The organism is Bacillus sp. JJ1562 (assembly GCF_036962705.1).
In the GTDB taxonomy this organism is placed as follows: domain Bacteria; phylum Bacillota; class Bacilli; order Bacillales; family Bacillaceae_L; genus Ferdinandcohnia.
Window position 1 is genome coordinate 73,899 of the sequence record NZ_JBALOQ010000045.1, and the last position, 10,822, is coordinate 84,720.

Here is a 10,822-nt window from a genome sequence, read left to right on the forward strand (position 1 = left end):
AAACAGTGCACAAGGTATGTGCGCTGTTTTTTCATGTTCATATTCGACAAAATCATTTATACTAAAAAAGTTGAAAAGAAATTTATTCCAATGGGGAAAGGTTGGTTGGTTTATGAGAGATATCCCAAAAAATCGGATAAGTAAACGTGCCTTAACAGTATGGAAAACATCTGCAATTATCACATCTTTGATTGGCTGGTCTATTGCGATTACCGTTTTAGTTCTTACGATTATTTTTGATTGGCCCTATTGGATTCTTGCAATTGTAATTATCCTATTAATTCTCGAATCAGTTTTAACCATTTTTATCTTACCAAAACTTAAATGGAAACGTTGGAGATATGAAGTACACGAACATGAAATTGATCTTCAGCGTGGTGTGTTAATTGTAAAAAGAACAGTAATCCCGATGAACCGCGTCCAACACGTTGATACACAGCAAGGTCCGTTGCTTCGCAAACATCATTTAGCAACCGTTACTATTTCAACGGCGGCAACCGTCCATGAAATACCTGCACTTGATTTGGAGGAAGCAGATCAATTGCGTGATTCAATCTCAAGATTAGCGAGGGTGGATGAAGATGATGTCTGAACCACGTCGTATGCATCCGGTTGCTGGCTTTCTAAGCTTTCTGAAACAGTTAAAGGATATTATTATCCCGTTTATTTTTATCTTTTTTGTAGGTCCAGGGGATGATTTAGGAAAGTATTATTTTATGGGTGCTGCTGTTCTTGTTTTTTTGATGTTAGTATTTGGAATCTTACATTGGTATCGGTACTCTTATAGAGTTGAAAATGGGGAATTACGAATTGAATATGGTGTGTTTATCCGTAAAAAACGCTTTATCCCAATTGAGCGAATTCAAACAATAGATGTTTCGGCAGGCATCATTCAACGGATTTTTGGATTGGTTAAGCTGCAGGTGGAAACAGCTGGTGGCGGTATGCAGGCTGAAGCGGTTCTAACCGCTATCAAAGAAGAAGAGGCCGATCAATTACGTGAGATATTATCTCGTTCGAAAACTCATCAGGAAGAAGAAACCGAAACACAGCATACAAGGTTTTCATATCAAATTACACAAAAGGAGTTACTTGTTCTAGCTTCCACGTCAGGTGGAATCGGAATTGTCATCTCTGGTGTCCTAGCTTTCCTGAGCCAATTTGCAGAATACTTACCATTTGAAAAATTATATAATACGATTGAAAAATATGTCAGTCTATCGATATTGATCTATATCATTGTATTAATCGCATTGTTCTTATTTATCGCCTGGTTTGTTGGCATTTTAATCATGACATTACGCTACGCCAATTTTACAGTTGTAAAACGTGATGATGAGTTATTTATTACGAGGGGCTTGATTGAAAAAAAGCAGACAACGATTCCGTTAACGCGAATTCAAGCAATTCGCATTGGCGAGAATTTAATCAGACAGCCATTGGGATATGCAACGGTATATATTGAAAGTGCGGGTGGCTCGATGGATAAAGGGGAAGACTTTTCAACTGTACTTTTTCCGTTGATAAAAAAATCAGCCATCAATGATTTATTGCATCATTTTGTCCCGGAGTACAAGATGTGTGATGTTGAAAACTACGTACCATCAAAGGCTAAGTGGAGATATATGTTCAGGGGGATGCTGCCATTTGTTATATTCATCCCGGCAATCGTTATGCTATCCTATGCCTTCAGTTCATGGGGCTACCTAGGTCTTCTTCTTTTACCAATAGGGGCAATCTTTGGCTATAGTCGCTATAAAGTTGCGGGCTGGAGGATTGAAGATGACCAGTTAACATTGCAGTTTCGCTTTTTTAGTAAAATAACCGTTCTTCACCATAAAAGGCGAATTCAATCTATGGACAAAAAACAATCGATCTTTCAAAGGAAAAAAGACCTTGGTTCGGTTCGAAGCTTTATTAAATCGGCAGTAACAGGCAAGGGGTTTGAAGTAAAGGATTTACAGATTTCAGATTGCTGGACCATTTGGGAATGGTACAGAAAACGCAACAAGAAAGTGACTGAAGATATTACGGTAGAATAAGAAGAGGAGCTAAAGTCACTTTAGCTCCTTGGTTGGTTATTAAAGGAAAATCCCGAGAATCACTAAAATAATAATAATGAGCCATAAGATATGCTTTATTGAAAACTGTCTAGGAATCCTCATTCGTGGTCGATATGAGGAATCACCTGCCATGATGATCTGCGACTTCCCGGATGTTTTCGGTAAAACGAGTGGTGCAATGATAGCGCCAGCAAGGAAACCAAATATATGCGCTACAATATTTACATTTGAATTGATAAAGGTCATGACTAGACCAATCACTAAAATGGTGATGATTAGCTGTGAATTCATTTGATTAATTAAGTCTTTGCGTAACAAAACCATATATAAGTAAATCCCAAACATACCGAAAATGGCACCAGATGAACCGACATGGGCAAAATCCAGCGGCTCAATATAGAAGGTTGCAAGATTTGCAGCAACTCCCGTGAAAAGATAGGCAATCGTAAATCTGACTTTACCCAACATGCTTTCTAAAGCAGGTCCAAACAAGACAAGTGAGAATGAATTGAACAGCATATGTCCAAACCCACTATGTACAAAAATTGGCGTCACAAGCCTCCAATATTCTCCCTCAGAAATCAAAAAGTTAAACCCAATCATTTGCTGCAAAAGTGTCGTCCCGAATGGAAGGGACAAAAAGTTCAGTAGCCAAAGAAAGAGATGAATCGCGATTATAATTGATATAATAGGATATAATCGTAAAAATTGACGAAAGCTTTCAGTCCGTATAAACATTATAATTCTCCTTTTTGTAGTTCTTATATCGTACTATATTCTTTAAAGGATGAAAAACCTCCTTTTAAAAGTTTGTACCATCTTATGATTAAAAGTTTATATATAGAAGAAAGGATTTTTTGAAATGATAATTGGAACAGGTATCGATATTGTTGAGCTTGAACGTATTAAAAAAGTTTTACATAGACAAAAAAAGTTTGTTGATCGTATTTTAACAAATGTTGAGAAAGAAAAATTTTTTCGGTTATCTGAGTCTCGTCAAATTGAATTTCTTGCTGGACGATTTGCAGTAAAGGAAGCATACTCAAAGGCAGTTGGGACAGGGATTGGCGAGAATTTAAGCTTTTTAGATATAGAGGTTTTATCAGATGAGAACGGCAAGCCAGTTCTCACCAAACCCTTGAACAATAAGGCTCATTTATCCATCACTCACAGTAAAGAGTACGCTGTCGCACAAGTAATTTTAGAAAGCTTGTCAAGCTAGTCTGCATATTACACAACTTTGCCTCATATATTTTTAGTGCGGTAGGTGAGACAAGGTGTACGAGTATGGTGGACGGTGTGATTTTACTTAGTTTACACGTAGCAGTACGTAAACTGGAAATGGGTTTTAAAACTCGCAAAGACATTATGGGGGTCCTAATTAGCACGGAAACGATTCCTTACTGTTCATCTAGTAATACACTTTGTCTCAACCAATAGTCGATAAGAGGCAAAGGGGTTGAAGAAGGAATGAAGAAGAAAGTATTTTTGTTGTTATTAGGGCTACTCATTGCCCTTGTACTCGCGGCATGTGGGGAAAAATCACAGGAAGATGTGGTTAGTGCACTAGATGCAAAGGTGCAAAAAATGACTGGCTATAAAGCAGATGCAAAGATGACGCTACAAACTGGCAATGATCCACAAGTGTACGAAGTGGAAATTTGGCACAAGGATCCAACTTTCTATCGCGTAAATCTAAAAAATGCAGAAAAAGATCAAAGCCAGATGATTTTACGCAATGAAGAGGGCGTGTTTGTTTTAACACCAGCTCTTAATAAGAGCTTCCGCTTCCAAAGTGATTGGCCGGAAAACAGCAGCCAAGCTTATTTATTTGAGTCCTTGGTGCATGATGTGAAGGAAGATCCAGAAGCGAAATTTACTGCTACAAAGGATCAATACATTTTTGAGACAAAAACAAACTACAAAAATAATAATATGCTACCAAAGCAAGAAATTACCTTCAATAAAAAGGACTTAGCTCCTGTATCCGTAAAGGTAATGGATCCAGATCGTAAAGTATTGTTGCTTGTAGAATTCGCAAAGGTAGAATTTGATGCCAGCTTTGATAAATCAGCATTTGATGTAGACAAGAATATGTCTTCTGCCACTTTAGATGAGATCCCAGTTATGGGTGAGGTTGATAAGCAGCCTCTAGAAGTTTTATATCCTTCAGAGGATGCTCTTGCTGGTGTTGAACTAAAAGAAGAAAAGAAAATCGAGACTGAAAATGGTACACGTGTGATTATGACATTCGGTGGAGAGAAAACCTTCACATTGATCCAAGAAAGAGCACGGGTTGCTGAAGTTGCTACAACGATTTCATTAAGTGGTGAACCAATTGACCTTGGATTCACAGTTGGTACCCTTACAGATAAAGCTGTTTCCTGGACTTACAACGGTGCAGAATTCATGATTGCATCTGATGAATTAACTCAAGAGGAGTTAATCTCCGTTGCACGTACAGTACAAGGTAAATCAGTTAAATAAATTTTTTGAACACAGGTCCGAATGATCGGGCCTGTTTTTTTCAACATATTTTATCTTTTCCGTCATATGTTAAGATGGGTATAACAAAAAGTATAACAAAAAACTACCATTGACATGGACACGACAAGGCTGAATAATCGAACTAATAGTAGCAATTAATCTAAGAAGGTGTTTACTCATGGATTCTACCCATTTTTATCGCGATACGTGGGTTGAAGTTGATTTAGATTGCATTTTTGAAAACGTAAAAAACATGAAAAGCTTTTTACCAGAACAAGTGGATGTAATGGCGGTCGTTAAGGCAAATGCATATGGCCACGGAGATGTTGAGGTTGCAAAAACAGCACTTGAAGCGGGTGCAACCTTTCTTGCGGTAGCTTTTATCGACGAAGGCATTTCCTTACGACATCGAGGAATTGATGCACCAGTTCTTGTTCTCGGAGCATCACGCCCAACTGACGTTATGATTGCCGCACAACACAATATATCACTCACTATCTATAGTCAAGAATGCCTAGATCAAGTAATAGAAAAATATCAAGGCAGTACTCCACTTAATTTGCACTTAAAACTTGATACAGGGATGGGCCGTCTTGGAGTGAAAGAAAAAGACGAATTGCAAACAATCCTAAAGACAATTGAGCAAAATTCTCAGGTTCAACTTGAAGGAGTTTTTACTCATTTTGCAACAGCAGACGAAATAGAAACTTCCTATTTTGACCAGCAGTATCAGAACTTCCTGCAAATGCTTGAGTGGATTCCGAACAAACCGAGAATGATCCATTGTGGAAATAGTGCAACTGGCTACCGTTTCCCAGAGAAAGTATTTAACGCAGTAAGACTAGGCATAGGAATGTATGGTTTGACACCATCACTAGAAATAAAAGACCAACTTCCATACGAACTCGGGCAAGCTCTTTCTTTCCACAGTAAACTTGTCCATGTAAAACAAATTGCAAAAGGTGAGAAAGTAAGCTATGGCGCTACCTTCACTGCTGATGAAGATACATGGGTTGGAACAGTTCCGGTAGGCTACGCGGATGGATGGATCCGAAAGCTACAGAATACTCATGTCTTAGTTGACGGTGAACTTTGTCAAATCATTGGCCGCGTTTGTATGGACCAATTTATGGTTCGTCTTCCAAAGAAACTTCCAGTCGGAACAAAAGTGACTTTGATTGGCAAGCAAAACGATAAATTCATTAGTGTAGACTCTGTAGCAAAGGCCCTTGAAACAATCAACTATGAGGTCACTTGTTCAATAAGTTTTCGTGTTCCGCGTATTTTTTTAAGAAATAAGAGAATAATTGAAGTGAGAAATCCGTTATTAAGACATTACTAGTAGAAAAATTAGTGCATTGGTTGTACAAATCGAGGTACGTTCTTTTTTTTTATGCACATACGCAATGTAGATTTTGGTAACGATGTAAAAAATGTGCATAGAAACCAATACTAAATGTCGATAATAATATAAGATCTAATGGATTAAGCTTTGCATCCAGTCATAATAATGGTATTATTAAGCTTGGAGTAGAATATTGGTGGCAAGTTGGTGGAGGTGTATGTTTGTGTCTGAATCCAGCGCAACAACAGAAATTCTAGTACGATTACCACAAAACTTAATTAGTGAGTTGGATGGCCTAGTGAAACAAGAAAACGGTAACCGTAATGAACTGATTTATCAAGCTACAAAAATGTTTCTACGTGAGAGAAAGAAACGTCAGATCACTGAATCAATGAGACGCGGTTACATGGAAATGGCGAAAATTAACCTTACTATTGCATCGGAGGCTTTTTTGGCTGAATCTGAGGCTGACCACACCGTAGAACGCTTAGTTAGCGGGGGGTAATCAATTGATTGTAAAACGTGGCGACGTTTATTTTGCAGACCTCTCCCCAGTTGTTGGCTCAGAGCAAGGAGGCGTTCGTCCTGTTCTTGTCATCCAAAACGATATCGGGAATCGGTTTAGTCCCACAGTCATTGTCGCAGCTATAACTGCCCAAATTCAAAAAGCAAAGCTTCCAACACATGTTGAAATTGATGCTGAGCGGTATGGATTTGAGCGCGATTCAGTTATCCTGTTAGAACAAATTCGTACAATCGATAAGCAGCGCCTAACCGATAAGATTACACATCTCGATGAAGAGATGATGGACAGAGTGGATGATGCCTTACAAATTAGTTTAGGACTCATCGATTTTTAATTCATTATTTATATGTTATACGTCTATGAGAAGTTACCCCGAGGTAGCTTCTTTTATTTTTTACTTGGATAAGGCAATTTTGGTAAAATAGGAATGGGTTAGAAGTGAAAGTAGGAGGAAATAGTTTTGACACAGACATTGCAAACAAATGACATGTTGGTGAAAACCATTGCTAAAGAAATTGGAATCACAATAAAGCAAGTGCACAGTGTAATTAACCTCTTAGATGAAGGCAATACCGTACCTTTTATCGCGCGTTACCGTAAAGAACTAACTGGTTCTTTAGACGAAGTGCAAATTAAAGATGTCCAAGAAAAATGGGCTTATTTGCAAAACCTTGAATCACGAAAAGGAGAGGTCATTCGTCTCATTTCCGAACAAGGAAAGCTGACAGATGAACTTCAAGCGGAAATTATGAAGTCGACTAAGCTTCAGCAAGTCGAGGACTTATACAGACCATACAAACAAAAACGTCGTACAAAAGCGACTGTGGCGAAAGAAAAAGGACTTGAGCCATTAGCAGAATGGTTATATACATTCCCAATGAATGTGGATGTTGAACAATATGCAACTCAGTTCATTTCAGAGGATAAAGAAGTTCTAAGCGCTGAAGATGCTATCGTTGGTGCAAAGGATATTATTGCTGAATGGATTTCAGACGACGCTGCTTTCCGTCAGTGGATCCGTAATGAAACCTTCAAGATAGGAACCATCGAAACTGTCGTAAAAGACCAAGAAAAAGACGAAAAAAATGTCTACGAAATGTACTATGAATATAAGGAGCCGATTCAAAAGGTAGTTCCACACCGGGTCTTAGCAATGAACCGTGGGGAAAAAGAGGAGATTTTACGAGTAACAATTGAACCACCTCTCGACCGAATTTTAACCTTCTTAAACCGAAAAATTGTAAAAAAGGAAAACTCTCCGGTAACTCCTTTTATCATAGAAACAATCGAGGATGGCTATAAACGTCTCATTCAGCCTTCGATTGAAAGGGAAATTCGAAAAGAACTTACAGAGAAAGCGGAAGATAGAGCGATTCATATTTTTTCAGAAAACCTTCGGAATCTGCTTTTACAGCCACCGCTTAAAGGTAAGATTGTTCTAGGAGTAGACCCAGCCTATCGAACTGGATGTAAGCTTTCAGTGGTCGATGAAACAGGAAAGGTCCTTAATATTGGTGTAATTTACCCGCATCCACCAGTAAATAAAAGGGATGAAGCTGTTAAGAAAATTAAATCCGTTTTACAAGAATACAAGGTTGAAATGATTGCAATCGGGAATGGAACAGCTTCAAGAGAAACCGAGCAATTTGTTACAGATGTACTAAAAGAAGTGAATCAGGAAATCTTCTACATCATCGTCAATGAAGCGGGAGCAAGTGTATACTCTGCATCTGATATTGCTCGTGAAGAGTTTCCAGATTTACAAGTTGAAGAAAGAAGTGCTGTATCTATAGCAAGAAGACTCCAGGACCCATTAGCTGAACTTGTGAAAATTGATCCGAAATCAGTAGGGGTTGGGCAATACCAGCATGACGTATCCCAGAAAAAGCTAAATGAACAATTATCATTTGTTGTTGAAACAGTCGTAAACAAGGTTGGTGTAAATGTAAATACAGCATCCCCATCCTTACTACAATATGTAGCAGGTCTCTCAAAAGCTGTTGCTAATAATATCGTCAAAAAACGTGAGGAACAAGGGAAATTCAAGGATAGAGGAGAATTGAAAAAAATCCCACGTCTCGGTGCGAAAACTTATGAGCAATGTATTGGATTCCTCCGTATTGTCGATGGAGAAGAGCCATTAGACCGTACAGGGATTCACCCAGAAAACTATAAAGAGGTTAAAAAACTGCTCGCGAAATTCGGACTTACGAGTAATGACCTAGGAACGGAAAAATTAAAAGAGGCAATTTCGTCCATTGTGGCAGAAGAAGTTGCTGCTGAAATGGGTATAGGTGAAATCACGATTCACGACATTACAGAAGCATTAGTCAGCCCAGAACGTGACCCTCGTGATGAACTAGCAAAGCCATTACTTAAAAAAGATATTCTTAAGCTTGAAGACCTTGTAAAAGGAATGGAACTCGAGGGAACTGTCCGGAATGTTGTAGACTTTGGAGCTTTTGTAGATATCGGAGTTAAGCAGGATGGCTTAGTGCATATCTCAAAACTAAGTAAAAACTTTGTCAAACACCCACTTGATGTTGTTTCAGTTGGTGACGTGGTAACCGTCTGGATCGATGATGTTGATGTGAAAAAGGGAAGAGTCGCATTAACAATGCTAGCGCCACAAAGCTAATAACTAAAAACACTGCTTTTACGAGCAGTGTTTTTTTCTATAAAAATACCAGCATTGATTCAATAATTTAATTTGGTATCGATTTTTCTCATAATAGGCACGTTTCATCTGGTTCTGAAGCCAAGTAGGCATAGCCTCAACCTCCTCGTCAATTAACTTTTCTCCTCAGTAAAACAAAAAGAATGATACTATAGTGATACAGTTACCAAACTATACGTTTGAGTATAAATAGTGTATGCAAACACAGTACGTCCTGTTCGAAAAGGATGGAAAGGAAGAAAAAAGTGGAACAGTTTGAACTGCAAAAAATCGTGGAAGAAGTTTCTCGCGAGTTCTTTGGAAAACCATTTCTTCATAAAGCAACCTTCAATACTCGATTGCAAACGACTGGTGGAAGGTATTTGCTGAATTCTCACAATATCGAACTAAACCCAAAATATTATCAGGAGCGTGGAATTGATGAGTTGGTAGGTATTATTAAACACGAACTTTGTCATTATCACTTGCACCTTGAAGGAAAGGGATACCAGCATCGCGATCGTGACTTTCGCAATCTCTTAAAAGCAGTAGATGCTCCTCGATTTTGTAAACCATTAGATTCTGTTAAAAGAAGAAAAACTTCAAAACAATATTTGTATACCTGTAAAAGCTGTGGGTTAGGATATGTAAGAAAAAGAAGGATCGATACAAATCGATATGTTTGTGGAAAATGCTCAGGGAAATTAGTAGAAATAAAAAAATATTGACTCGGGTTTGTTCCTGTGATAAATTATAAAAGTCGCCGCGAAAATGGACAGACATAAAACAGAATAATAACAGATGCTCTTGACAACAGGAAGGTCTGTTTTTATAATTAATATTGTCGCAACATTATTCCGCAGTAGCTCAGTGGTAGAGCTATCGGCTGTTAACCGATCGGTCGTAGGTTCGAATCCTACCTGCGGAGCCAATGGGGAAGTACTCAAGAGGCTGAAGAGGCGCCCCTGCTAAGGGTGTAGGTCGCGTAAGCGGCGCGAGGGTTCAAATCCCTCCTTCTCCGCCATTTTAAAATGGCCCGTTGGTCAAGCGGTTAAGACACCGCCCTTTCACGGCGGTAACACGGGTTCGAATCCCGTACGGGTCATACAATCATGGGATGTAGGATTGTGAATTCCTACCTCCCATTTCTATCTCTATATATGGAGGATTAGCTCAGCTGGGAGAGCACCTGCCTTACAAGCAGGGGGTCGGCGGTTCGATCCCGTCATCCTCCACCATGAATTTTTTTGGGTTTACTGTTATAAAAGGTTTCAAAGGATAATTTGGAATGTCGACGATATTCCGTGTTATTTCCTACTGAAATAACCCAAAATATCCTCTTGCGGAGAAGCTTCATGAAGCATATTCGAAGAAGAGGATTCGTGAAGATTATTCAATGGGCTATAGCCAAGCGGTAAGGCAACGGACTTTGACTCCGTCATTCGTAGGTTCGAATCCTGCTAGCCCAGCCATTTTCTTACGAGCCATTAGCTCAGTTGGTAGAGCATGCCGTAACATCGTTGTGTCGGCATCTGCGCTGGCATGCGAGGAGTATCGAAGATATGACGAGCACAATAGATGCTCTTACTATTTTTAAAAGATACCCAGAAGAATACTTCAAATCATAATTTTTATTACGAGCCATTAGCTCAGTTGGTAGAGCATCTGACTTTTAATCAGAGGGTCGAAGGTTCGAGTCCTTCATGGCTCACCATTTAAATAGTTTTGCGGGTGTGGCGGAATTG

General features: G+C 38.9%; 11 protein-coding genes and 6 tRNA genes. 15 read left to right on the top strand and 2 right to left on the bottom strand.

Translation table 11 applies throughout. The features are described from left to right. Positions 1 to 112: 112 nt before the first annotated feature. Both V7097_RS21620 and V7097_RS21625 read left to right on the top strand, forming a co-directional pair. Positions 113 to 592: a PH domain-containing protein gene (locus V7097_RS21620; RefSeq protein ID WP_335705711.1), complete on the top strand. Its 480-nt coding sequence runs from the start codon at positions 113 to 115 to the stop codon at positions 590 to 592. Beyond that, on the top strand, positions 585 to 2,042 hold the full coding sequence (locus V7097_RS21625) for a PH domain-containing protein (RefSeq protein ID WP_335705712.1): 1,458 nt from the start codon (positions 585 to 587) through the stop codon (positions 2,040 to 2,042). Before V7097_RS21620 ends, V7097_RS21625 begins: the two co-directional genes overlap by 8 nt. Positions 2,043 to 2,081: 39 nt before the next feature. Here the strand turns inward: V7097_RS21625 and V7097_RS21630 are convergent, their stop codons facing one another. Further along, on the bottom strand, positions 2,082 to 2,801 hold the full coding sequence (locus V7097_RS21630; RefSeq protein ID WP_335705713.1) for a rhomboid family intramembrane serine protease: 720 nt from the start codon (positions 2,799 to 2,801) through the stop codon (positions 2,082 to 2,084). Between the two features lie 124 nt (positions 2,802 to 2,925). Here V7097_RS21630 and acpS point away from each other — a divergent pair, with 124 nt between their 5' ends. The 6 genes from acpS to V7097_RS21660 all read left to right on the top strand — a co-directional run bounded on the left by acpS (position 2,926) and on the right by V7097_RS21660 (position 9,059). After that, positions 2,926 to 3,285 carry a holo-ACP synthase gene (acpS, locus tag V7097_RS21635; protein ID WP_335705714.1) on the top strand — a complete coding sequence of 120 codons (360 nt, stop codon included), beginning with the start codon at positions 2,926 to 2,928 and terminating at the stop codon, positions 3,283 to 3,285. 248 nt (positions 3,286 to 3,533) lie between these two features. After that, a complete protein-coding gene (locus V7097_RS21640; RefSeq protein ID WP_335705715.1) occupies positions 3,534 to 4,550 on the top strand; it encodes a LolA family protein in 1,017 nt (338 codons plus the stop codon). Between the two features lie 178 nt (positions 4,551 to 4,728). Continuing rightward, a complete protein-coding gene (gene alr / locus V7097_RS21645; protein ID WP_335705716.1) occupies positions 4,729 to 5,892 on the top strand; it encodes an alanine racemase in 1,164 nt (387 codons plus the stop codon). Positions 5,893 to 6,118: 226 nt separating this feature from the next. Continuing rightward, a complete protein-coding gene (locus V7097_RS21650; RefSeq protein WP_335705717.1) occupies positions 6,119 to 6,400 on the top strand; it encodes a CopG family ribbon-helix-helix protein in 282 nt (93 codons plus the stop codon). 4 nt (positions 6,401 to 6,404) lie between these two features. Next, on the top strand, positions 6,405 to 6,755 hold the full coding sequence (ndoA, locus tag V7097_RS21655) for a type II toxin-antitoxin system endoribonuclease NdoA (protein WP_010284636.1): 351 nt from the start codon (positions 6,405 to 6,407) through the stop codon (positions 6,753 to 6,755). A 126-nt stretch (positions 6,756 to 6,881) separates the two neighbouring features. Beyond that, on the top strand, positions 6,882 to 9,059 hold the full coding sequence (locus tag V7097_RS21660) for a Tex family protein (RefSeq protein ID WP_438824266.1): 2,178 nt from the start codon (positions 6,882 to 6,884) through the stop codon (positions 9,057 to 9,059). 18 nt (positions 9,060 to 9,077) lie between these two features. Here V7097_RS21660 and cmpA read toward each other — a convergent pair whose 3' ends face one another. After that, positions 9,078 to 9,191 (bottom strand): cortex morphogenetic protein CmpA, encoded by a 114-nt coding sequence (gene cmpA / locus V7097_RS21665; protein WP_087947091.1) that lies wholly within the window; start codon positions 9,189 to 9,191, stop codon positions 9,078 to 9,080. Positions 9,192 to 9,343: 152 nt separating this feature from the next. Here cmpA and V7097_RS21670 point away from each other — a divergent pair, with 152 nt between their 5' ends. The 7 genes from V7097_RS21670 to V7097_RS21700 all read left to right on the top strand — a co-directional run bounded on the left by V7097_RS21670 (position 9,344) and on the right by V7097_RS21700 (position 10,791). Beyond that, positions 9,344 to 9,805 (top strand): SprT family protein, encoded by a 462-nt coding sequence (locus V7097_RS21670; RefSeq protein WP_335705718.1) that lies wholly within the window; start codon positions 9,344 to 9,346, stop codon positions 9,803 to 9,805. Positions 9,806 to 9,933: 128 nt separating this feature from the next. Then, positions 9,934 to 10,008 (top strand) — tRNA-Asn (locus tag V7097_RS21675). A gap of 2 nt (positions 10,009 to 10,010) precedes the next feature. Beyond that, positions 10,011 to 10,101: transfer RNA gene (locus tag V7097_RS21680), tRNA-Ser, on the top strand. Between the two features lie 9 nt (positions 10,102 to 10,110). Beyond that, positions 10,111 to 10,182, top strand: a tRNA-Glu gene (locus tag V7097_RS21685). Between the two features lie 57 nt (positions 10,183 to 10,239). Further along, positions 10,240 to 10,315 (top strand) — tRNA-Val (locus tag V7097_RS21690). A gap of 159 nt (positions 10,316 to 10,474) precedes the next feature. Then, positions 10,475 to 10,549 (top strand) — tRNA-Gln (locus tag V7097_RS21695). Between the two features lie 166 nt (positions 10,550 to 10,715). After that, positions 10,716 to 10,791, top strand: a tRNA-Lys gene (locus tag V7097_RS21700). Positions 10,792 to 10,822: the final 31 nt, after the last annotated feature.

Coding starts and splice junctions, on each gene's coding strand:
- cmpA (WP_087947091.1), bottom strand. CDS start 9,191: ATGCCTACTTGGCTTCAGAACCAGATGAAACGTGCCTATTATGAGAAA.
- acpS (WP_335705714.1), top strand. CDS start 2,926: ATGATAATTGGAACAGGTATCGATATTGTTGAGCTTGAACGTATTAAA.
- alr (WP_335705716.1), top strand. CDS start 4,729: ATGGATTCTACCCATTTTTATCGCGATACGTGGGTTGAAGTTGATTTA.
- V7097_RS21620 (WP_335705711.1), top strand. CDS start 113: ATGAGAGATATCCCAAAAAATCGGATAAGTAAACGTGCCTTAACAGTA.
- V7097_RS21625 (WP_335705712.1), top strand. CDS start 585: ATGTCTGAACCACGTCGTATGCATCCGGTTGCTGGCTTTCTAAGCTTT.
- V7097_RS21640 (WP_335705715.1), top strand. CDS start 3,534: ATGAAGAAGAAAGTATTTTTGTTGTTATTAGGGCTACTCATTGCCCTT.
- V7097_RS21630 (WP_335705713.1), bottom strand. CDS start 2,801: ATGTTTATACGGACTGAAAGCTTTCGTCAATTTTTACGATTATATCCT.